Here is a 21,241-nt window from a genome sequence, read left to right on the forward strand (position 1 = left end):
CTCATGATTTATTTAACGTTTTATGCTTGGATTTCTTTAACAGTTAGTAGATGAGAGACTTTGTTTACCATTCCGCGAATAGCAGCATTGTCTTCATGTACTACAGTTTGATGCATTTTTCTAAGACCTAGTGTCTTAACAGTGATACGTTGGTTTTCAGGACGACCAATAACACTGCGAGTGAGGGTGATTTCTAATTTCTTAGCCATCTATAGTTCCCTCCTTAACCTAAAAGCTCTTGTACTGATTTGCCACGAAGTTTCGCAACGTCCTCAGCGCGTTTAAGATTTTTTAATCCTTCGATCGTAGCACGCACCATGTTGATTGGGTTGTTAGATCCAAGTGATTTAGAAAGGATATCGCCGATACCAGCAAGCTCCAATACCGCACGGACTGGTCCGCCGGCAATAACTCCAGTACCCTCAGATGCAGGTTTTAGTAATACGTTTCCTGCGCCAAATCGTCCTGTAATTTGGTGAGGGATTGTTGTACGAACAACAGGTACTGTAATTAAGTTTTTCTTTGCGTCTTCAATAGCTTTACGGATTGCATCTGGTACTTCTTGTGCTTTACCAGTTCCAAATCCTACATGACCATTTTTGTCTCCAACGACAACGACTGCAGCAAAGCGGAAGCGACGTCCACCTTTAACAACCTTCGCTACACGGTTGACCGTTACGACTCGTTCTTCAAGTTCAAGTTTATTAGGGTCGATACGCATCAGTAGGTTCCCTCCTTCTATTAAAATTCTAATCCAGCTTCGCGAGCTGCATCAGCTAATGCTTTAACACGTCCATGGTATAAGTATCCGCCGCGGTCGAAAACAACGTTTTTCACGTTCTTTTCAGAACCAGCTTTAGCGATTGCTGAGCCAACTGCTTTAGCAGCGTCGACGTTACCACCATTCTTCACATCCATACCTTTATCAAGGGTAGAAGCTGAAGCGATTGTTACACCGTTTGTGTCATCGATTAATTGAGCATAAATGTGCTTGCTTGAACGGAATACGTTCAAACGAGGACGTTCTGCAGTACCGATAACTGAGCGGCGAACACGAGCATGTCTTTTTTTACGAGCGACATTTTTATCCGCTTTAGTGATCATCCTATGCACTCCTTTCCGCTAACTTGTTAACGGCCTTTATTTACCAGTTTTACCTTCTTTGCGTCGTACAAATTCACCTTCATAACGAATTCCTTTACCTTTGTAAGGCTCAGGAGCACGTACTGAACGGATGTTTGCAGCAAGTTCTCCAACGCGTTGTTTGTCGATTCCTTTTACGATCACTTTCGTGTTAGAAGGAACTTCGACTTCTAGTCCTTGTTCAGGTGTAATCTCAACTGGGTGAGAGTATCCAACGTTAAGGATTAGTTTGTTTCCGGATTTAGAAGCACGGTAACCGACACCGATAATTTCAAGTGCTCTCTCGTAACCAGCTGTTACACCGATAACCATGTTGTTAAGAACGCTACGAGTTGTTCCGTGTAAAGCACGGTGCTCTTTGTGATCGCTCGGGCGCTCAAAAGTGATCGTGCTTTCTGCTACATTAATTTTAATATCTTTGTGGAATTGACGAGACAATTCTCCCTTTGGACCTTTTACAGTTACAAAGTTATCTTTGTTCTCGATCGTTACTCCGCTTGGAATTTCCACAGGTTTATTACCTACGCGAGACATAGTGACACCTCCATTCGCTACTTAATTTTTACCAAACGTATGCTAATACTTCGCCGCCGACTTTTTGTTGACGAGCTTCTTTGTCAGTAAGGATACCTTTAGATGTTGATACTAACGCAATCCCAAGTCCTCCAAGTACTCGTGGAAGCTCAGTAGATTTCGCGTATACACGCAATCCAGGTTTACTGATACGTTTAAGACCAGTAATTACACGCTCATTGTTTGAACCGTACTTAAGGAAGATACGAATCATTCCTTGTTTGCTATCCTCGATGTATTCAACATCACGAACAAAGCCTTCACGCTTAAGGATTTCAGCGATCTCTTTCTTGATTGTAGAGCCTGGAACCTCTAATTTATCGTGACGAACAGTGTTTGCGTTGCGAATACGAGTAAGCATATCTGCAATTGGATCTGTCATGACCATTGATATTTACCTCCTTCCCTTTGTTCAGGGTATTACCAGCTGGCTTTTTTAACGCCAGGAATTTGACCTTTATAAGCAAGTTCTCTAAAGCAAATACGGCACAATTTAAACTTGCGGATTACTGAATGAGGACGCCCGCATCGTTCGCAGCGAGTATACTCCTGCACTTTGAACTTTTGCTGACGTTGTTGCTTAGCAATCATCGATTTCTTTGCCACGGGTTTACCCTCCTTTGGCTAAAAAGATTATTTTTGGAAAGGCATACCTACTTGAGTAAGTAGTTCACGAGCCTCTTCATCCGTGTTAGCAGTCGTTACGATAACGATGTCCATACCACGAACTTTGTTTACTTTATCGTAATCGATCTCTGGGAAGATCAATTGCTCTTTTACACCAAGAGTGTAGTTACCACGGCCATCAAAAGCTTTCTTTGAAATACCACGGAAGTCACGAACACGTGGAAGTGTAACGGAAATTAACTTGTCTAAGAAATCATACATGCGTTCTCCGCGAAGCGTTACTTTTGCACCGATCGGCATCCCTTCACGAAGCTTGAAGCCTGCGATAGATTTCTTAGCACGAGTGATTACTGGCTTTTGACCAGCAATTGCTGTTAGTTCTTCAACTGCTGTATCCAATACTTTAGAGTTGGAAACTGCATCACCAACACCCATGTTGATTACGATTTTTTCGATCTTTGGGACTTCCATTACAGAAGTGTAGTTGAACTTCTCAACTAGAGAAGAAACGATTTCACTTTTATAACGATCTTGTAGACGATTCATCAAGATGCCCTCCTTTCACTGCGATTATTTATCTAATACTTCACCTGATTTAGCTACACGAACTTTTTTACCGTCGACTTCTTTGTAACCTACACGAGTAGGAACATTTGTCTTCGGATCTAGAGGCATTACGTTAGAAACGTGAACCGGAGCCTCTTGGCTAACGATTCCGCCTTGCGGGTTAACCTGAGATGGTTTTGAATGCTTCTTAACGATATTAACGCCTTCTACAAGGACACGATTTTGTTTTGGAAAAGCTTCAAGAATTACTCCTTGTTTGCCTTTATCCTTACCAGAAATCACTTGTACTTTATCGCCTTTTTTAACATGCATTGGCATGAGCGTGTTGCACCTCCTTACAAGCCTTCATTAGAGTCTTGCATTCTTTTGAAAAATTAAAGTACTTCCGGAGCAAGTGAAACAATCTTCATGAATTGTTTGTCACGAAGTTCACGAGCAACTGGTCCGAAGATACGAGTACCACGAGGACCTTTGTCATCACGAACGATTACAGCCGCGTTCTCATCGAAGCGGATTGTAGAACCGTCGTTACGGTGAACACCACGTTTAGTACGAACTACTACAGCTTTAACGACATCACCTTTTTTGACAACGCCACCTGGTGTAGCGGATTTTACAGTACAAACGATGATATCACCGATGTTAGCGTATTTACGCCCAGAACCACCAAGAACTTTAATAGTAAGTAACTCACGAGCACCAGAGTTATCAGCTACTTTTAAACGAGTCTCTTGTTGAATCATGCGAATTGACCTCCTTTCGGATACAGTTTAGATCCGAACATATATTAAATAACTACTGCTTCTTCAACCACTTCTACTAGACGGAAACGTTTGTCTTTAGAAAGCGGACGAGTTTCCATGATTTTAACTAAATCATTTACCTTAGCAGTGTTGTTTTCATCATGAGCCTTAAATTTCTTAGAGTACTTAACACGCTTGTTGTATAAAGGGTGTTTTTTGTATGTCTCTACAAGCACAGTGATTGTTTTGTCCATCTTGTCAGAGACAACACGGCCAACATACACTTTACGCTGGTTACGTTCACTCATCGGGCGAACCTCCTCTCCTATTAAGCGTTAGTAATCCCTAGCTCTCTTTCACGTAAAACAGTTTTTGCACGGGCAATTGCTTTACGAACTTCACGAATTCGGGCAGGGTTTTCTAATTGACCTGTAGCTAGTTGGAAACGAAGATTGAAAAGCTCTTCTTTCAAAGACTTAGCATTTTGTTCAATTTCAGCAGTGGTCAAGTTACGGATTTCATTAGCCTTCATTAGTGTCACCACCCACTTCTTCGCGTTTTACAAACTTACATTTTACAGGAAGCTTGTGTGCAGCAAGACGAAGAGCTTCACGAGCTACTTCTTCAGATACACCAGCGATTTCAAACATAATTTTTCCTGGTTTTACTACAGCAACCCATCCTTCTGGTGCCCCTTTACCGGAACCCATTCGAACTTCTAGAGGCTTAGCTGTGTAAGGTTTAGATGGGAAAATTTTGATCCATACTTTACCGCCACGTTTCATGTAACGAGTCATCGCGATACGAGCTGCTTCAATCTGACGGTTTGTGATCCACGAAGCTTCAGTTGCTTGAAGACCGAATTCACCGAATGCTACTTCAGTTCCGCCTTTTGCACGTCCGCGCATTTTCCCGCGATGTTCACGACGGTATTTAACACGTTTTGGCAATAACATATTATTTGCCTCCTTCCTCTTTTTTCGTTCCTTTAGTTGGAAGGACTTCCCCACGGTAGATCCAGATTTTTACACCAAGTTTACCGAACGTAGTGTCTGCTTCAGCAGTACCATAATCGATGTCTGCACGAAGTGTATGAAGAGGAACAGTACCTTCACTGTAAGATTCTGAACGAGCGATATCTGCTCCGCCAAGACGGCCAGATACTTCTGTTTTAATACCTTTTGCACCAGCGCGCATAGAACGTTGCATCGCTTGTTTCATCGCACGACGGAAAGAAACACGGTTTTCCAATTGACGAGCAATGTTTTCAGCAACAAGTTTAGCATCAACGTCTGCTTGCTTGATTTCAAAGATATTTACGTGTACACGCTTGCCAGTAAGTTCGTTAAGTGCTTTACGAAGTGCTTCAACTTCAGTACCGCCCTTACCGATAACCATACCAGGTTTAGCAGTTTTAATTGTTACGTTAACGCGATTAGCCGCACGTTCGATTTCCACACCGGAAACAGATGCGTCTTTAAGGCGTTTTTCGATGTATTGACGAATTTTAAGATCTTCGTGTAATAGATCAGCGTAGTCTTTGTCTGCGTACCATTTAGATTCCCAGTCACGGATAACGCCAATACGAAGTCCTATTGGATTTACTTTTTGACCCACAATTATCCCTCCTTCTTTTCAGAAACAACGATAGTGATGTGGCTAGTACGCTTGTTAATACGGCTTGCGCGTCCCATTGCACGAGGACGGAAACGTTTTAACGTAATGCCTTCATCTACGAATGCAGATGATACCACAAGGTTGTTTGGTTCCATTTCATAGTTGTGTTCCGCGTTTGCGATTGCAGACTTTAATACCTTTTCGATCACTGGAGATGCAGCTTTCGGAGTAAGGCGTAGAATCGCAAGTGCTTCGCCTACTTGCTTACCTCGAATCAAATCGATAACAATTCTCGCTTTACGAGGAGCAATACGCACTTGTTTAGCAACAGCTTTTGCTTGCATTTGGTGTACCTCCCCTCAATTAACGTCTTGTTTTCTTATCATCAGCGGCATGACCTTTGTAAGTACGAGTTGGTGCAAATTCACCTAACTTGTGTCCGACCATGTCTTCTGTAACATAAACCGGTACGTGCTTACGTCCATCATATACTGCTAAAGTGTGTCCGATGAATTCCGGAAAAATCGTTGAGCGACGAGACCAAGTTTTGATGACTTTCTTGTCGTTGGCTTCGTTCATGCTTTCAACTTTTTTCATTAAGTGGTCATCAACAAAAGGTCCTTTTTTCAAACTGCGACCCATACGTGAACCTCCCTTCGCGAATGCGCTACGGTTCGAGCGAACCGTAGGACAAACACGTTATTTTTTACGACGACGTACGATGTACTTGTCAGTAGATTTGTTTTTCTTACGAGTTTTGAATCCAAGAGTTGGTTTACCCCATGGAGACATTGGTGATTTACGTCCGATTGGAGCGCGTCCTTCACCACCACCGTGTGGGTGATCGTTAGGGTTCATTACAGAACCACGAACTGTTGGACGGATACCCATCCAGCGAGAGCGACCAGCTTTACCTACGTTTACTAGTTCATGCTCAAGGTTACCAACTTGACCGATTGTTGCACGGCAAGTTAAAAGGATCATACGAACCTCTCCAGAACCTAAACGAACAAGCGCGTATTTTTCTTCTTTACCAAGAAGTTGAGCACTAGCTCCAGCAGAACGAGCAAGCTGTCCACCTTTACCAGGTTGAAGCTCGATGTTGTGGATTGTAGAACCTACAGGGATGTTTGCTAGTGGTAGCGCGTTCCCTACTTTAATGTCTGCTTCAGTACCAGACATGATTTCTTGACCTACTACTAAGCCTTTAGGAGCAAGAATGTAACGTTTTTCACCATCAACGTAGTTGATTAGTGCGATGTTAGCCGTACGGTTTGGATCGTATTCGATCGTAGCAACGCGTCCTGGTATTCCATCTTTGTTACGTTTAAAGTCGATGATACGGTATTTACGTTTGTGTCCTCCACCTTGGTGACGAACTGTAAGTTTACCTTGGTTGTTGCGTCCAGCTTTTTTGCTAAGTGGAGCAAGCAATGATTTTTCTGGTTTATTAGTAGTAATCTCAGCAAAGTCTAACTGAGTCATACCACGACGACCATTAGTGATCGGTTTAAACTTTTTGATACCCATTTAAGTTTCCCTCCCTTACTGCTCGAAAATTTCGAGTTCTTTGCTGTTCGGAGCTAAAGTGATAACCGCCTTTTTACGCTTAGCAGTGTAACCACTGTGACGACCTACACGTTTGAATTTCCCTTTGTAGTTCGCAGTGTTTACTGATGCAACTTTAATTCCGAAAATTTCTTCTAGTGCAAACTTGATTTGAGTCTTTGTCGCACGAGTGTCCACTTCGAAAGTGTACTTACCGTCAGCCATAATGTCAGTAGAACGCTCTGTAATTACGGGGCGCTTAATAATATCGCGTGCATCCATTATGCAAGCACCTCCTCTACTTTTTCCACAGCGTCTTTTGTCATAACAAGCTTGTCGTGTTTCAGTACATCAAGCACGTTAACACCAGATGCCGTAACGACTGTTACGCCAGGGATGTTGCGGGCAGATAAAGCAACGAATTCGTTGAAATCGCCTGTTACAACAAGAGCTTTACGATCTGCGGATAGATTTTCAAGTACTTTCTTCATATCTTTTGTTTTTGGTGCTTCAAAAGAAAGAGCATCAAGTACTACTAGATCGTTATCGATAACCTTAGAAGAAAGTGCGGATTTAATCGCTAAACGACGAACTTTCTTAGGTAGTTTGTAAGAATAGCTACGAGGTGTCGGTCCGAAAACAACTCCACCGCCAACCCATTGTGGAGAACGGATAGAACCTTGACGAGCACGTCCAGTCCCTTTTTGTTTCCACGGCTTACGTCCACCACCAGCAACTTCAGAACGGTTTTTCACGTCATGGTTACCTTGGCGAAGTGAAGCTTGCTGCATTACTACAGCATCAAATAATACATTTTTGTTTGGCTCAATACCGAAAACGGAAGCGTTAAGCTCTAGGTCGCCGGCTTGAGTACCATCTTGCTTGAAAATAGCTACTTTAGGCATCGATGTATCCTCCCTTCTTATTTAGCTTCTTTTGCTTTTACAGCATAGTTGATTGTAACGTAGCTCTTTTTCGCTCCAGGTACGTTACCTTTAATTAGAAGTAAGTTACGCTCAGCGTCAACTTTTACTACTTCTAAGTTTTGAACAGTGATTTGCTCTCCGCCTGTACGTCCAGGTAAGTTTTTACCTTTGAATACACGGTTAGGGTCAACTGCACCCATAGAACCAGGACGACGGTGATAGCGAGAACCATGGCTCATCGGTCCGCGGGATTGTCCGTGGCGTTTAATAACACCTTGGAATCCTTTACCTTTAGATGTTCCAGTTACGTCTACAACGTCACCTTCTGCAAAAATGTCTACCTTGACTTCTTGACCAACCTCATATTCCGTAGCGTCAACATTACGGAATTCTTTAACGAAGCGCTTAGGGTTTGTGTTAGCTTTAGCAGCGTGTCCTTTAGCAGGCTTGTTCACAGTGCTTTCTTTCTTGTCATCAAATCCTAATTGGATCGCTTCATAACCGTCATTTTCTGAAGATTTCTTCTGAAGAACAACGTTTGGAGTAACTTCAACGACAGTAACAGGGATAAGATCTCCGTTTTCTGCGAACACTTGAGTCATTCCAAGTTTTTTTCCTAAGATTCCTTTGGCCATTAGTCACACCTCCTGTGATTGTTTAATGTTTTTTATATAATATCTCACGATTGCTTATAGTTTGATTTCAATGTCTACACCAGACGGTAGATCCAAACGCATTAATGAATCAACAGTTTGTGGTGTTGGCTCAATAATATCGATCAAACGCTTGTGTGTACGCATTTCAAATTGCTCACGAGAATCCTTATATTTGTGCACAGCACGAAGGATTGTGTATACAGCCTTCTCAGTTGGAAGTGGAATCGGTCCAGATACTTTTGCACCAGAACGTTTTGCTGTTTCAACAATTTTCTCAGCAGATTGATCAAGAATTCTATGATCATACGCTTTTAATCGGATACGAATCTTTTGCTTTGCCATTATTTTCCCTCCTTTATTCGCCCATTTTGATAAACAGACATTACTCCCACGGAAATTTAACCTGACTGTCATCCGCCATGGCAATGGGGCCGGGTGTGTCAGCAACCTTCCGGATCATCGCAAATGAATGACCAACATTACTTATTATAGAGAAAAGTTGCCCAGAGTGCAAGTAATTCTTATAAATATTTTTTTATTGGTCACATACCTGTTTTATTATAGTAGCCTCAATTAAGAAATGCAAGGATATATGATGGATTCCACAGAATGGAAGTCGCGTTTCTTCTATATAAAGAAGCGCGTTATGATCTTCTTGATGATTAACAATGATTGGTTCATTCACTGTTCAGCATCCCTTAAAACCAACCTTGAAAATAAAAGCAAAAAAAGCACCCCAGATTGGGATGCTTTTTCTTATCAATAAAGACTATTCTTGGATTGTAGCTACTACTCCAGCACCTACAGTACGTCCACCTTCACGAATAGAGAACTTAGTTCCTTCTTCGATCGCGATTGGAGCGATAAGTTCAACAGTCATTTCGATGTTGTCTCCAGGCATAACCATTTCAGTTCCTTCTGGAAGTTGAATGATTCCTGTTACGTCAGTTGTACGGAAGTAGAACTGAGGACGGTAGTTAGAGAAGAATGGAGTGTGACGTCCACCCTCTTCTTTTGAAAGAACATAAACTTCTGATTTGAATTTAGTGTGAGCTTTTACAGTACCTGGCTTAGCAAGAACTTGTCCACGCTCAACGTCTTCACGGGATACACCACGAAGAAGTGCACCGATGTTGTCTCCAGCTTCAGCATAATCAAGAAGCTTACGGAACATTTCAACACCTGTTACAGTAGTTGATTTTGGCTCTTCAGTAAGACCAAGGATCTCGATTACGTCACCAACTTTAACTTGTCCACGCTCAACACGTCCAGTAGCAACTGTACCACGACCAGTGATTGAGAATACATCCTCAACTGGCATCATGAATGGTTTTTCAGTGTCACGTGGAGGAGTTGGGATGTACTCGTCAACTGCGTCCATAAGTTCGATGATTTTAGCTTCCCACTCAGCATCTCCTTCAAGAGCTTTAAGTGCAGAACCTTTAATTACAGGAACATCGTCTCCTGGGAAGTCGTACTCAGAAAGAAGGTCACGTACTTCCATTTCAACTAGCTCAAGAAGTTCTTCGTCGTCAACCATGTCACATTTGTTTAGGAATACAACTAGGTAAGGAACACCTACTTGACGAGAAAGAAGGATGTGCTCACGAGTTTGTGGCATTGGGCCATCAGCAGCAGATACTACTAGGATCCCACCATCCATTTGTGCAGCACCAGTGATCATGTTTTTAACATAGTCAGCATGTCCTGGGCAGTCAACGTGTGCATAGTGACGGTTGTCAGTTTCGTACTCAACGTGTGCAGTTGAGATTGTAATCCCACGCTCACGCTCTTCAGGAGCACCATCGATTTGGTCGTAAGCCATAGCTTGGCCTTTACCAGATTTTTTAGCAAGTACAGATGTAATTGCAGCAGTTAGTGTAGTTTTACCATGGTCAACGTGACCAATAGTACCAATATTCGCATGCGTTTTGGAACGATCAAATTTCTCTTTAGCCATGAGAAAGATTCCTCCTTAAAATATGTGTAATACATTTATTTTTTATTTAAAACAGACAGGTTTTCCCGCCTATTTTAGATTACATGAATTTCGACTGTCTTACAACTGGGAGCTTACTCTCCAGTTGATTTTTTGATAATTTCTTCAGAAATTGATTTAGGTACTTCTTCGTAGTGATCAAAGTGCATGGAATAAGTTCCACGTCCTTGAGTACGAGAACGAAGTGAAGTTGCATAACCAAACATTTCTGAAAGTGGAACCATCGCTTTAACAACTTGTGCGTTACCGCGAGCTTCCATACCTTCAACGCGACCGCGACGTGAAGTTACGTCACCCATAATGTCTCCCATATACTCTTCTGGAATAACCACTTCTACTTTCATGATTGGTTCTAGAATAGCAGGATCACATTTTGCTTTTGCGTTTTTAAGGGCCATAGAACCAGCGATCTTAAATGCCATTTCGTTGGAGTCAACGTCATGGTAAGATCCGTCTACGATACGAGCTTTAAGGTCAAGTAGCGGGAAGCCAGCAAGCATACCGTTTTTCATTGACTCTTCAATACCGCTTTGTACCGCTGGGATGTATTCACGAGGAACAACACCACCGACGATTTTGTTTTCAAATACGAATCCAGATCCTTCTTCACCTGGCTCGAATTCGATCCAAACGTGACCATATTGACCACGACCACCGGATTGACGTACGAATTTACCTTCAACTTTAGCCGCTTGGCGGATTGTTTCACGGTAAGCTACTTGTGGAGCACCTACGTTAGCTTCAACTTTGAATTCACGTTTCATACGATCAACTAGTACGTCAAGGTGAAGCTCACCCATACCACCGATAATCGTTTGACCAGTTTCTTCGTCAGTTTCAGTGCGGAATGTAGGATCTTCCTCTGCAAGTTTCGCAAGTGCCATACCCATTTTATCTTGGTCAGCCTTAGATTTAGGCTCAATAGATAAGTGGATAACTGGCTCAGGGAATACCATAGATTCTAGGATAACTTGGTTTTTCTCATCACAGAGAGTATCACCAGTTGTTGTATCTTTCAAACCTACAGCTGCAGCGATATCTCCAGCGTATACAGTAGAAATCTCTTCACGGTGATTTGCGTGCATTTGTAGGATACGTCCTACGCGCTCACGCTTACCTTTTGTAGAGTTTTGTACGTATGAACCAGAGTTTAATGTACCAGAGTACACGCGGAAGAAAGTTAATTTACCAACGAAAGGATCAGTCATAACTTTAAACGCAAGTGCAGAGAATGGTGCATTATCGTCAGAAACACGTTCTACTTCTTCTTCAGAATCAGGAAGTGTACCTTTGATTGCAGGAACATCTACTGGAGAAGGTAGGAAGTCAATAACGGAGTCAAGCATAAGCTGAACACCTTTGTTTTTGAATGCAGATCCACAAATTACAGGATAGAACTCAACGTTACAAGTACCTTTACGGATTCCTGCTTTAAGCTCTTCTTTTGTAATTTCTTCGCCTTCTAAGTATTTTTCCATTAATTCTTCGTCAAGTTCAGCTACTGCTTCAACAAGCTTAGCACGCCATTCTTCAGCAAGTTCAAGATGTTCAGCAGGAATTTCGCCTACTTCAATCTCTGTACCAAGATCATTACCGTAGAACACAGCGTTCATTTCGATAAGATCGATGATAGCTGAGAACTGATCTTCAGCTCCGATTGGAAGTTGAATTGGATGCGCATTTGCTCCAAGACGATCATGGATTGTTTTTACGGAGTACAAGAAGTCAGCTCCGATTTTATCCATTTTGTTTACAAATACTACACGAGGAACACCGTATGTTGTTGCTTGACGCCATACAGTTTCCGTTTGAGGTTCTACACCAGATTGTGCATCTAGTACAGCTACCGCTCCGTCTAATACGCGAAGTGAACGTTCTACTTCTACCGTGAAGTCTACGTGTCCAGGAGTATCAATGATGTTGATACGGTGACCTTTCCACTGAGCAGTTGTAGCAGCGGACGTAATTGTGATTCCGCGCTCTTGCTCCTGTGGCATCCAGTCCATTTGTGAAGCTCCTTCATGAGTTTCACCAATTTTATGGATACGACCTGTGTAGTAAAGTACACGTTCAGTAGTCGTTGTTTTACCAGCATCAATGTGAGCCATGATCCCGATATTACGCGTATTGTTTAAGGAGAATTCTCTTGCCATGAAATTCTCTCCTTTCCTATACGTAGGAAATATTTTTTTATAGTGTGATAGAGACAGCTAAAGAACTGTCTCTTATCATTCTTACCAGCGGTAGTGAGCAAACGCACGGTTTGCTTCCGCCATTTTATGCATATCTTCACGCTTTTTCACTGATGCTCCAGCATTGTTAGCAGCATCCATGATTTCGTTCGCAAGACGTTCTTCCATTGTCTTTTCTCCGCGAAGACGAGCGTAATTAGTTAACCAACGAAGGCCTAGAGTCGTACGACGCTCTGGACGAACTTCAACTGGTACTTGGTAGTTAGCACCACCAACACGACGAGCACGAACTTCAAGAACAGGCATGATGTTCTTAAGGGCTTGTTCAAACACTTCCATAGGCTCAGTGTTTGTACGTTCCTTAATAAGATCAAACGCGTTATAAAGAATCGTTTGCGCTACCCCTCTTTTACCGTCAATCATAATTTTGTTGATGAGACGAGTTACAAGTTTAGACTTGTAAATAGGGTCAGGCAATACATCACGACGAGAAACAGCTCCTTTACGAGGCATTGTGTCCCCTCCTTTCTCGATATAGTTTTTATTTTAGTAAATCAACTTACTTCTTAGCTTCTTTTGGACGTTTAGTACCGTATTTAGAACGACCTTGCATACGGTTAGTAACACCAGCAGTATCAAGCGCACCACGAACGATGTGGTAACGTACCCCCGGTAAATCCTTTACGCGTCCGCCACGAATAAGTACAACACTATGCTCTTGTAGGTTGTGCCCAATCCCAGGGATGTAAGCAGTAACCTCGATTCCGTTAGTTAGACGTACACGAGCATATTTACGAAGAGCCGAGTTCGGTTTCTTCGGTGTCATTGTACCTACACGAGTACAAACTCCACGTTTTTGTGGAGAAGAAACGTTTGTTTGAGCTTTTTTGAAGCTGTTGTAACCTTTGTTAAGAGCTGGAGAATCAGATTTTTTAATCTTAGACTCACGGCCTTTACGAACTAATTGGTTAATAGTAGGCATTGATGGTTTCCTCCTTCCTTCCATTTTTCAAGACCACTGAACCAGGTGGTTCATCTTTGGACAAAAGAAAGTTTTTGCGAGAGGCCACGCAGGGCGTCGCAAAAACATTTAATTTATCCTTTTATAGCAACAGTTGCGGCTCCTACATCAATTCCACAAGCTTTTCCAAGCTTTTTCATGGAATCGACTTTCGTAATCGGGACAAGTTTCTCCTGCGCAATCTGTAATACTTTACTCGTTACACGAGGATCGGCGTCATCTGCAACGACGAGCTCTTTTACTTCTCCGTTTTGCAAACTCTTAATGGTTTGCTTCGTTCCTACGATACATTCAGAAGCCTGTGTCACTTTATCATAAGACATCGGTATCCTCCAAAGTAACAAATCTTAGGAGCACTAGGATATAATATCACTTTAGTGCTCCCGATGTCAACACTTCTCTTGCTATTCTTGCGAGACTAACGCTGTCTCTTCCATGCTAGCTTCAGATTCTTCCGTAATTGGAGAGTCTACTGCTACATTTCTGTAACGAGACATACCTGTACCTGCTGGAATCAACTTACCGATAATAACGTTCTCTTTAAGGCCGAGAAGTTCATCTCGTTTTCCTTTAATAGCAGCATCTGTAAGAACACGAGTTGTTTCTTGGAAGGATGCAGCTGATAAGAATGATTCAGTTTCAAGGGATGCTTTCGTAATACCAAGCAAGACCGGACGTCCTGTTGCAGGAATTCCACCTTGTAGAAGTACTTTACGGTTAACATCTGTAAATACATGAATATCAAGCAGTGCACCAGGCAATACGTCTGTGTGACCAGCGTCGATAATACGTACTTTACGAAGCATTTGACGAACCATAACCTCAACGTGCTTATCTCCGATTTCTACCCCTTGCATACGGTATACTTTCTGAACTTCACGAAGAAGGTATTCTTGAACGCCTTCTGCACCTTTAACTTTAATCAATTCTTTCGGATCGATTGAACCTTCTGTCAGTACGTGTCCAGCCGTTACTTGCTCGCCTTCCGCGACTTTAATACGAGAGCCGTATGGCACTGTATATGTTCTTGTTTCAATCTCACCTTGAACAAGAATTTCACGTTTTTCTTTCGATTCATTGACCGAAATAACGGTTCCTTCAAGTTCAGAAATGATCGCTTGCCCTTTCGGGTTACGCGCTTCAAACAATTCTTGGATACGTGGTAAACCTTGCGTGATATCGTCTCCGGCTACCCCACCTGTATGGAACGTACGCATTGTAAGCTGTGTTCCTGGTTCCCCGATCGACTGTGCAGCGATAATACCAACTGCTTCACCAACTTCAACGTCGGATCCAGTCGCCAAGTTGCGTCCGTAACATCTTTTACATACGCCATGGCGTGTATCACAAGTAAATACAGAACGAAGTGTTACTTCTTCGATACCAGCATCTACGATTGCAGCTGCCATATCTTCCGTAATCTGCTCATTCTTGCTAACAATCACATCATTTGTTTCTGGATGTGTAATTGTTTTATACGATGTACGACCGACTAAGCGCTCATACAAGTTTTCAATGACTTCATTGCCTTCTTTAATAGCAGCAACTTTCAGACCACGGTCTGTTCCGCAATCATCCTCACGAACGATTACATCTTGTGCTACGTCTACAAGACGACGTGTTAAGTAACCTGAGTCAGCTGTCTTCAGGGCCGTATCGGCAAGACCTTTACGCGCACCATGCGTCGAGATAAAGTACTCGAGTACAGTTAGACCTTCACGGAAACTTGATTTGATCGGTAACTCGATAATTTTACCAGCCGGGTTGGCCATGAGACCACGCATACCCGCAAGCTGCGTAAAGTTAGATGCGTTACCACGCGCTCCAGAGTCACTCATCATGAAGATTGGGTTTCTCTTATCAAGCGTCAGCATCAGTTTTTGTTGAATTTCATCTTTTGCTTGGCTCCAAATCGCGATAACACGCTCATAGCGCTCATCTTCTGTGATTAAACCACGACGGAACTGTTTCGTTACAGTCGTAACTTTATCTTCAGCGATATCAAGGATCCCTTGCTTTTCTGGTAATACAACGATGTCAGATACACCAACAGTAATACCAGCTTTTGTAGAATATTTAAATCCAAGATCTTTCATGCGATCAAGCATCTTAGACGTTTCTGTAATTTTAAAGCGTTTGAAGACTTCTGCAATGATTTTCCCAAGAATACCTTTCTTAAATGCTGAAATCTCATCTTGTTTAGCGATTTCTGCTTTAATATCCGCCCCTTGAGGAAGGAAGTACTTCTCAGGTGTTTCAATTTGCAAGTTCGCAGTCGTCGGTTCGTTAATATAAGGGAAAGACTTTGGAAGAATCTCATTAAAGAGAAGCTTACCAACTGTCGTCATTAACATCATGCTCTTCTGATGTTCCTTAAATGATAATTTATCTAACGACGTTACTGGAACAGCAATACGGCTATGAAGATGAACGTATCCATTTTCGTAAGCAACGATTGCTTCATTAGCGTCTTTAAACACAGATCCTTCACCAATGGCGCCGGCGCGTTCCATCGTCAAGTAATAGTTACCAAGAACCATATCCTGTGACGGTGTAACTACTGGTTTACCATCTTTCGGGTTCAAGATGTTTTGAGCAGCTAGCATTAGAATACGTGCTTCAGCTTGCGCTTCTGCAGATAAAGGTACGTGGACCGCCATTTGGTCACCATCAAAGTCAGCATTGTAGGCTGTACATACGAGTGGGTGAAGACGAATCGCGCGTCCTTCTACTAATGTTGGCTCAAACGCTTGAATTCCGAGTCTGTGAAGTGTTGGTGCACGGTTTAGAAGAACCGGATGTTCACGAATAACATCTTCAAGAACGTCCCATACTTCAGGCTGAACACGTTCAACCTTACGCTTTGCACTCTTAATATTATGAGCTAGACCTTTTGCTACAAGCTCCTTCATTACGAAAGGCTTAAAGAGCTCAAGAGCCATCTCTTTCGGAAGACCACATTGATACATTTTCAAGTGAGGTCCTACTACGATTACCGAACGTCCAGAGTAGTCAACACGCTTACCAAGAAGGTTTTGACGGAAACGTCCTTGTTTCCCTTTCAACATATGAGAAAGAGATTTTAATGGACGGTTACCCGGACCAGTTACCGGACGACCACGACGACCGTTATCAATCAATGCATCAACTGCTTCTTGTAACATACGCTTTTCATTTTGAACGATAATGTTCGGTGCGCCTAAATCTAAGAGACGTTTCAAGCGATTGTTACGGTTGATTACACGACGGTATAAGTCGTTCAGGTCAGATGTTGCAAAACGTCCTCCGTCAAGCTGTACCATCGGGCGTAGCTCAGGCGGAATAACAGGAAGCACATCAAGAATCATCCAAGAAGGTTCATTGCCTGAATGGCGGAACGCTTCTAGCACTTCAAGGCGCTTAATCGCACGCGTACGACGTTGTCCTTGTGCTGTTTTCAGCTCTTCTTTTAGAAGATCGACTTCTTTTACAAGGTCGATGTCTTCAAGGAGTCGACGAATGGCTTCTGCACCCATTTGCGCCGTAAATCCTTGACCGTATTTTTCACGATAAGAACGGTATTCTTTTTCAGAAAGCAGCTGTTTTTTCTCCAGCGGCGTTTCACCCGTATCTGTCACCACGTAAGATGCAAAGTAAATGACTTCTTCCAGTGCTCTTGGAGACATATCGAGTACAAGACCCATACGGCTTGGTATTCCTTTGAAATACCAAATATGAGAAACCGGCGCAGCAAGCTCGATGTGACCCATACGGTCACGTCGAACTTTCGCGCGAGTTACTTCAACGCCACAACGATCACATACTACACCCTTATAACGAACACGCTTGTATTTTCCGCAGTGGCATTCCCAGTCCTTTTGAGGGCCGAAAATACGTTCACAGAACAAGCCATCCTTTTCGGGTTTTAATGTACGGTAATTGATCGTTTCAGGTTTTTTCACTTCTCCACGAGACCAAGAACGAATCTTGTCTGGAGAAGCGAGGCCTATTTTCATATACTCAAAATTGTTTACGTCTATCAAGGAGCAAACCTCCCTTATGATATCCTGTTTTTATTCACTTACAGTGTAAGATTCAAGATTTAGATTAAGCTTTTCGTTTGCTTGATCTTCTTCATCATCAAGCTCGCGCATTTCAATTTCTTTGTCTTCGCCGTTCATAATTTTAACGTCCATACCGAGTGACTGAAGCTCTTTGATCAATACTTTGAATGATTCTGGAACACCAGGCTCTGGAACGTTTTCGCCTTTTACAATTGCTTCGTACGTTTTTACACGACCGACAACATCATCGGACTTGACTGTAAGAATTTCTTGAAGCGTGTAAGCAGCACCATATGCTTCGAGTGCCCATACTTCCATCTCCCCGAAACGCTGACCACCAAATTGTGCTTTACCACCAAGCGGCTGTTGCGTAACAAGTGAGTATGGTCCAGTGGAACGAGCATGAAGCTTATCGTCAACCATGTGAGCGAGTTTAATCATATACATAACACCGACAGAGACACGGTTATCAAACGGTACACCTGTTCTTCCATCATAAAGAACTGTTTTACCATCACGCGCCATACCGGCTTCTTCAATTGTTTCCCACACATCTTCCTCACGCGCTCCGTCAAATACAGGCGTCGCCATGTGAACACCAAGCTGTCTTGCAGCCATACCCAAGTGAAGCTCGAGCACTTGCCCGATGTTCATACGAGATGGTACACCCAGTGGGTTCAACATGATATCGATTGGTGTGCCGTCTGGAAGATATGGCATATCTTCTTCTGGCATGATGCGGGAGATAACCCCTTTGTTACCATGGCGTCCGGCCATTTTATCTCCTTCGTGAATTTTACGCTTCTGTACGATATACGCACGAACAAGCTGATTCACGCCCGGAGGTAGCTCGTCACCATCTTCACGATTAAAGACTTTCACATCAAGGATGATTCCGTCTCCACCATGAGGCACACGAAGCGATGTATCACGAACTTCACGTGCTTTTTCACCGAAGATTGCATGTAATAAACGTTCTTCTGCTGTTAGCTCTGTAACACCTTTAGGCGTTACTTTACCAACGAGAATGTCACCGTCTTTTACTTCTGCACCTACACGAATGATTCCACGGTCATCTAAGTTGCGAAGTGCTTCTTCACCGACGTTCGGAATATCACGTGTAATTTCTTCAGGTCCTAGCTTTGTATCACGAGCTTCTGATTCGTATTCTTCAATATGAATCGATGTATAAACATCGTCTTTAACAAGACGTTCGCTCATGATGACAGCATCCTCATAGTTATAACCTTCCCATGTCATAAAGCCAACGAGTACGTTACGACCAAGCGCAAGTTCTCCTTTTTCCATAGAAGGTCCGTCAGCAAGGATTTCGCCTTTAACGACACGGTCGCCTTTGCTAACGATTGGACGCTGATTATAGCACGTTCCTTGGTTGGAACGAATAAATTTCAAGCAGTTGTAGCGATCAAGCTGGCCTTTAACTTCTTGACCATCCACCATTTCAATACGGCGGACTTGAACTTGTTTCGCTGTTACTTTTTCGACAATTCCTTCGTACTTACAAATAACTGCAGCACCGGAGTCTTTTGCCGAAACGTGCTCCATACCCGTTCCGACTGTTGGCGCTTCTGGCACCATTAGTGGAACAGCTTGACGTTGCATGTTCGCTCCCATTAGGGCACGGTTGGAGTCATCGTTTTCTAAGAACGGAATACAAGCAGTCGCAGCGGATACAACTTGTTTAGGAGATACGTCCATGTAGTCAATACGGTCGCGTTTTACGATCGTGTTTTCACCACGGAAACGAGCGATAACGTCTTCGTTTAAGAATTCGCCATCATCACCTAGACGTGAGTTTGCTTGCGCTACTACGTAATTATCTTCCTCATCAGCCGTTAAGTAATCGATGCGGCCAGTAACTTTCCCTGTTTCCGGATCAACGCGACGATATGGTGTTTCAATGAAACCATATTCGTTTACTTTTGCATAACTTGATAAGGAGTTAATAAGACCGATATTTGGTCCCTCTGGCGTTTCAATTGGACACATACGCCCGTAGTGGGAATAGTGAACGTCACGAACTTCCATTCCTGCGCGCTCACGTGTAAGTCCACCTGGCCCTAGAGCTGATAGACGGCGCTTATGCGTAAGTTCCGCAAGCGGGTTCGTTTGATCCATAAATTGAGAAAGCTGAGAGCTTCCGAAGAACTCTTTAATCGCAGCAATAACCGGGCGAATATTGATCAATGCTTGTGGTGTAATAGAGTTTGTGTCTTGAATAGACATTCTCTCACGAACCACACGTTCCATACGAGAAAGACCGATACGGAACTGATTTTGAAGAAGTTCGCCTACAGAACGAAGACGACGATTCCCAAGGTGATCAATATCATCCGTGTTACCTACACTATGAAGCAAGTTAAAGAAGTAGTTAATAGATGCGATGATATCTGAAACCGTAATATTCTTCACTGATTTATCAACATTTGTGTTACCGATGACTTTGATGATACGTTCACCTTCGACATCATCTGGTGCATAAATGTTAATAGATTGGATCGGAACATCTTGATCTTCCGCTACACCACCTGCTGGCGTTACGTGACGGAACCCGATTCCATTTTCCAAATAAGGAAGAACCTTGTCCAGCGTACGACGGTCAAGCAATGTTCCTGCTTCTGCAATGATTTCTCCTGTTTCAGGATCAGCCAGTGTTTCAGCAAGCTTTTGGTTGAACAAACGGTTTTTAATATGAAGTTTTTTGTTGATTTTATAGCGTCCTACGCTAGCAAGATCATAGCGTTTAGGATCGAAAAAGCGGGAGTCTAATAAACTCTTTGCGTTATCAACCGTAGGTGGTTCACCAGGGCGAAGACGCTCATAGATTTCTAGCAACGCTTTTTCTGTACCTTCTGTATTATCTTTATCAAGCGTATTTCTTAAATACTCATCTTCACCGAGCAAGTCGATGATTTCTTGATCAGATCCAAACCCTAATGCACGAAGCAATACGGTAATAGGAATTTTTCTCGTGCGATCAATGCGCACATATACTATATCCTTAGCGTCTGTTTCAAATTCAAGCCAGGCACCGCGGTTTGGTATAACAGTGGCAGTGAATCCCTTTTTACCGTTTTTATCGATTTTTTCACTGTAGTAGACACTCGGTGAACGAACAAGCTGAGAAACAATTACACGTTCAGCTCCGTTGATCACAAACGTGCCTGTATCTGTCATTAACGGGAAATCTCCCATAAATACTTCTTGCTCTTTGACTTCGCCTGTCTCTTTATTAATGAGACGCACCTTTACGCGAAGCGGCGCAGCATAAGTTACATCACGCTCTTTCGATTCCTCTACAGGATATTTCGGATCTCCAAGGCTATAGTCAATAAACTCTAGCACAAGATTGCCTGTAAAGTCCTCAATCGGCGAAATGTCCTGGAACATTTCACGCAGTCCCTCATCAAGAAACCATTGATAGGAAGCAGTTTGAATTTCAATTAAATTTGGTAATTCAAGTACTTCACTAATTCTCGCGTAACTTCTTCGTTGGCGGTGGCGTCCAAACTGAACTAGTTGACCTGTCAACTGATTCACCCCTCAAATCCAGCGTTTTTTCTTG

27 protein-coding genes are annotated in these 21,241 nt (G+C 42.8%); all 27 read right to left on the reverse strand.

Features of this window, described 5'->3' with window-relative positions; translation table 11 throughout:
- Nucleotides 1-20: 20 nt before the first annotated feature.
- The 27 genes from rpmD to rpoB all read right to left on the reverse strand — a co-directional run bounded on the left by rpmD (nt 21) and on the right by rpoB (nt 21,207).
- The gene (gene rpmD, locus A374_RS17280; RefSeq protein ID WP_007203533.1) at nt 21-209 is read right to left on the reverse strand and encodes a 50S ribosomal protein L30; all 189 of its coding nucleotides are present in this window, start codon (nt 207-209) and stop codon (nt 21-23) included.
- 14 nt (nt 210-223) lie between these two features.
- A complete protein-coding gene (gene rpsE, locus A374_RS17285) occupies nt 224-724 on the reverse strand; it encodes a 30S ribosomal protein S5 (RefSeq protein ID WP_156793268.1) in 501 nt (166 codons plus the stop codon).
- Between the two features lie 17 nt (nt 725-741).
- Nucleotides 742-1,104: a 50S ribosomal protein L18 gene (rplR, locus tag A374_RS17290; RefSeq protein WP_007203535.1), complete on the reverse strand. Its 363-nt coding sequence runs from the start codon at nt 1,102-1,104 to the stop codon at nt 742-744.
- A 36-nt stretch (nt 1,105-1,140) separates the two neighbouring features.
- Nucleotides 1,141-1,677, reverse strand: coding sequence for a 50S ribosomal protein L6 (gene rplF / locus A374_RS17295; protein WP_007203536.1), 537 nt, complete (start codon nt 1,675-1,677; stop codon nt 1,141-1,143).
- Nucleotides 1,678-1,705: 28 nt separating this feature from the next.
- On the reverse strand, nt 1,706-2,104 hold the full coding sequence (rpsH, locus tag A374_RS17300) for a 30S ribosomal protein S8 (RefSeq protein ID WP_007203537.1): 399 nt from the start codon (nt 2,102-2,104) through the stop codon (nt 1,706-1,708).
- A gap of 32 nt (nt 2,105-2,136) precedes the next feature.
- Nucleotides 2,137-2,322 (reverse strand): 30S ribosomal protein S14, encoded by a 186-nt coding sequence (gene rpsN, locus A374_RS17305; protein WP_007203538.1) that lies wholly within the window; start codon nt 2,320-2,322, stop codon nt 2,137-2,139.
- A gap of 27 nt (nt 2,323-2,349) precedes the next feature.
- Complete coding sequence (rplE, locus tag A374_RS17310) at nt 2,350-2,889, reverse strand: 50S ribosomal protein L5 (protein ID WP_007203539.1); 540 nt, start codon at nt 2,887-2,889, stop codon at nt 2,350-2,352.
- A gap of 24 nt (nt 2,890-2,913) precedes the next feature.
- Nucleotides 2,914-3,222, reverse strand: a complete 309-nt coding sequence (gene rplX, locus A374_RS17315; protein WP_007203540.1) for a 50S ribosomal protein L24 — start codon at nt 3,220-3,222, stop codon at nt 2,914-2,916.
- Between the two features lie 62 nt (nt 3,223-3,284).
- A complete protein-coding gene (gene rplN, locus A374_RS17320) occupies nt 3,285-3,653 on the reverse strand; it encodes a 50S ribosomal protein L14 (protein WP_007203541.1) in 369 nt (122 codons plus the stop codon).
- 44 nt (nt 3,654-3,697) lie between these two features.
- Nucleotides 3,698-3,961 (reverse strand): 30S ribosomal protein S17, encoded by a 264-nt coding sequence (gene rpsQ, locus A374_RS17325; protein ID WP_007203542.1) that lies wholly within the window; start codon nt 3,959-3,961, stop codon nt 3,698-3,700.
- A gap of 20 nt (nt 3,962-3,981) precedes the next feature.
- Nucleotides 3,982-4,185, reverse strand: coding sequence for a 50S ribosomal protein L29 (rpmC, locus tag A374_RS17330; RefSeq protein ID WP_007203543.1), 204 nt, complete (start codon nt 4,183-4,185; stop codon nt 3,982-3,984).
- The gene (gene rplP / locus A374_RS17335) at nt 4,175-4,609 is read right to left on the reverse strand and encodes a 50S ribosomal protein L16 (protein ID WP_007203544.1); all 435 of its coding nucleotides are present in this window, start codon (nt 4,607-4,609) and stop codon (nt 4,175-4,177) included. Before rplP ends, rpmC begins: the two co-directional genes overlap by 11 nt.
- Nucleotide 4,610: 1 nt before the next feature.
- Nucleotides 4,611-5,270, reverse strand: coding sequence for a 30S ribosomal protein S3 (rpsC, locus tag A374_RS17340; RefSeq protein ID WP_007203545.1), 660 nt, complete (start codon nt 5,268-5,270; stop codon nt 4,611-4,613).
- A gap of 2 nt (nt 5,271-5,272) precedes the next feature.
- Nucleotides 5,273-5,614: a 50S ribosomal protein L22 gene (gene rplV / locus A374_RS17345; RefSeq protein WP_007203546.1), complete on the reverse strand. Its 342-nt coding sequence runs from the start codon at nt 5,612-5,614 to the stop codon at nt 5,273-5,275.
- 19 nt (nt 5,615-5,633) lie between these two features.
- Nucleotides 5,634-5,912, reverse strand: a complete 279-nt coding sequence (rpsS, locus tag A374_RS17350) for a 30S ribosomal protein S19 (RefSeq protein WP_007203547.1) — start codon at nt 5,910-5,912, stop codon at nt 5,634-5,636.
- Between the two features lie 57 nt (nt 5,913-5,969).
- Nucleotides 5,970-6,800 carry a 50S ribosomal protein L2 gene (gene rplB, locus A374_RS17355; protein ID WP_007203548.1) on the reverse strand — a complete coding sequence of 277 codons (831 nt, stop codon included), beginning with the start codon at nt 6,798-6,800 and terminating at the stop codon, nt 5,970-5,972.
- 15 nt (nt 6,801-6,815) lie between these two features.
- Nucleotides 6,816-7,100 carry a 50S ribosomal protein L23 gene (rplW, locus tag A374_RS17360; protein ID WP_007203549.1) on the reverse strand — a complete coding sequence of 95 codons (285 nt, stop codon included), beginning with the start codon at nt 7,098-7,100 and terminating at the stop codon, nt 6,816-6,818.
- Complete coding sequence (gene rplD, locus A374_RS17365; RefSeq protein WP_007203550.1) at nt 7,100-7,723, reverse strand: 50S ribosomal protein L4; 624 nt, start codon at nt 7,721-7,723, stop codon at nt 7,100-7,102. Before rplD ends, rplW begins: the two co-directional genes overlap by 1 nt.
- A gap of 17 nt (nt 7,724-7,740) precedes the next feature.
- Nucleotides 7,741-8,379 (reverse strand): 50S ribosomal protein L3, encoded by a 639-nt coding sequence (gene rplC, locus A374_RS17370; protein WP_007203551.1) that lies wholly within the window; start codon nt 8,377-8,379, stop codon nt 7,741-7,743.
- Nucleotides 8,380-8,433: 54 nt separating this feature from the next.
- Nucleotides 8,434-8,742, reverse strand: coding sequence for a 30S ribosomal protein S10 (gene rpsJ / locus A374_RS17375; protein WP_007203552.1), 309 nt, complete (start codon nt 8,740-8,742; stop codon nt 8,434-8,436).
- A 427-nt stretch (nt 8,743-9,169) separates the two neighbouring features.
- A complete protein-coding gene (tuf, locus tag A374_RS17380) occupies nt 9,170-10,360 on the reverse strand; it encodes an elongation factor Tu (protein ID WP_007203553.1) in 1,191 nt (396 codons plus the stop codon).
- A 113-nt stretch (nt 10,361-10,473) separates the two neighbouring features.
- Nucleotides 10,474-12,552 (reverse strand): elongation factor G, encoded by a 2,079-nt coding sequence (gene fusA, locus A374_RS17385; protein WP_007203554.1) that lies wholly within the window; start codon nt 12,550-12,552, stop codon nt 10,474-10,476.
- A gap of 81 nt (nt 12,553-12,633) precedes the next feature.
- Complete coding sequence (gene rpsG, locus A374_RS17390) at nt 12,634-13,104, reverse strand: 30S ribosomal protein S7 (protein WP_007203555.1); 471 nt, start codon at nt 13,102-13,104, stop codon at nt 12,634-12,636.
- A gap of 46 nt (nt 13,105-13,150) precedes the next feature.
- Complete coding sequence (gene rpsL, locus A374_RS17395) at nt 13,151-13,573, reverse strand: 30S ribosomal protein S12 (protein WP_007203556.1); 423 nt, start codon at nt 13,571-13,573, stop codon at nt 13,151-13,153.
- Between the two features lie 113 nt (nt 13,574-13,686).
- Entirely contained in the window at nt 13,687-13,935 is a 249-nt protein-coding gene (locus A374_RS17400; RefSeq protein ID WP_007203557.1) for a 50S ribosomal protein L7ae-like protein, read from the reverse strand.
- A gap of 81 nt (nt 13,936-14,016) precedes the next feature.
- A complete protein-coding gene (gene rpoC, locus A374_RS17405) occupies nt 14,017-17,634 on the reverse strand; it encodes a DNA-directed RNA polymerase subunit beta' (RefSeq protein WP_007203558.1) in 3,618 nt (1,205 codons plus the stop codon).
- Between the two features lie 30 nt (nt 17,635-17,664).
- The gene (gene rpoB / locus A374_RS17410; RefSeq protein WP_007203559.1) at nt 17,665-21,207 is read right to left on the reverse strand and encodes a DNA-directed RNA polymerase subunit beta; all 3,543 of its coding nucleotides are present in this window, start codon (nt 21,205-21,207) and stop codon (nt 17,665-17,667) included.
- Nucleotides 21,208-21,241: the final 34 nt, after the last annotated feature.

The organism is Fictibacillus macauensis ZFHKF-1 (assembly GCF_000269865.1).
Lineage (GTDB): Bacteria > Bacillota > Bacilli > Bacillales > Fictibacillaceae > Fictibacillus_C > Fictibacillus_C macauensis.

Excerpts from the sequence above, each read along its gene's own strand:
- rpmD (WP_007203533.1), bottom strand. The coding sequence starts at position 209 with ATGGCTAAGAAATTAGAAATCACCCTCACTCGCAGTGTTATTGGTCGT.
- rplR (WP_007203535.1), bottom strand. The coding sequence starts at position 1,104 with ATGATCACTAAAGCGGATAAAAATGTCGCTCGTAAAAAAAGACATGCT.
- rplF (WP_007203536.1), bottom strand. The coding sequence starts at position 1,677 with ATGTCTCGCGTAGGTAATAAACCTGTGGAAATTCCAAGCGGAGTAACG.
- rpsH (WP_007203537.1), bottom strand. The coding sequence starts at position 2,104 with ATGGTCATGACAGATCCAATTGCAGATATGCTTACTCGTATTCGCAAC.
- rplE (WP_007203539.1), bottom strand. The coding sequence starts at position 2,889 with ATGAATCGTCTACAAGATCGTTATAAAAGTGAAATCGTTTCTTCTCTA.
- rplX (WP_007203540.1), bottom strand. The coding sequence starts at position 3,222 with ATGCATGTTAAAAAAGGCGATAAAGTACAAGTGATTTCTGGTAAGGAT.
- rplN (WP_007203541.1), bottom strand. The coding sequence starts at position 3,653 with ATGATTCAACAAGAGACTCGTTTAAAAGTAGCTGATAACTCTGGTGCT.
- rpsQ (WP_007203542.1), bottom strand. The coding sequence starts at position 3,961 with ATGAGTGAACGTAACCAGCGTAAAGTGTATGTTGGCCGTGTTGTCTCT.
- rpmC (WP_007203543.1), bottom strand. The coding sequence starts at position 4,185 with ATGAAGGCTAATGAAATCCGTAACTTGACCACTGCTGAAATTGAACAA.
- rplP (WP_007203544.1), bottom strand. The coding sequence starts at position 4,609 with ATGTTATTGCCAAAACGTGTTAAATACCGTCGTGAACATCGCGGGAAA.
- rplV (WP_007203546.1), bottom strand. The coding sequence starts at position 5,614 with ATGCAAGCAAAAGCTGTTGCTAAACAAGTGCGTATTGCTCCTCGTAAA.
- rpsS (WP_007203547.1), bottom strand. The coding sequence starts at position 5,912 with ATGGGTCGCAGTTTGAAAAAAGGACCTTTTGTTGATGACCACTTAATG.
- rplB (WP_007203548.1), bottom strand. The coding sequence starts at position 6,800 with ATGGGTATCAAAAAGTTTAAACCGATCACTAATGGTCGTCGTGGTATG.
- rplW (WP_007203549.1), bottom strand. The coding sequence starts at position 7,100 with ATGGATGCACGCGATATTATTAAGCGCCCCGTAATTACAGAGCGTTCT.
- rplD (WP_007203550.1), bottom strand. The coding sequence starts at position 7,723 with ATGCCTAAAGTAGCTATTTTCAAGCAAGATGGTACTCAAGCCGGCGAC.
- rplC (WP_007203551.1), bottom strand. The coding sequence starts at position 8,379 with ATGGCCAAAGGAATCTTAGGAAAAAAACTTGGAATGACTCAAGTGTTC.
- rpsJ (WP_007203552.1), bottom strand. The coding sequence starts at position 8,742 with ATGGCAAAGCAAAAGATTCGTATCCGATTAAAAGCGTATGATCATAGA.
- tuf (WP_007203553.1), bottom strand. The coding sequence starts at position 10,360 with ATGGCTAAAGAGAAATTTGATCGTTCCAAAACGCATGCGAATATTGGT.
- fusA (WP_007203554.1), bottom strand. The coding sequence starts at position 12,552 with ATGGCAAGAGAATTCTCCTTAAACAATACGCGTAATATCGGGATCATG.
- rpsG (WP_007203555.1), bottom strand. The coding sequence starts at position 13,104 with ATGCCTCGTAAAGGAGCTGTTTCTCGTCGTGATGTATTGCCTGACCCT.
- rpsL (WP_007203556.1), bottom strand. The coding sequence starts at position 13,573 with ATGCCTACTATTAACCAATTAGTTCGTAAAGGCCGTGAGTCTAAGATT.
- A374_RS17400 (WP_007203557.1), bottom strand. The coding sequence starts at position 13,935 with ATGTCTTATGATAAAGTGACACAGGCTTCTGAATGTATCGTAGGAACG.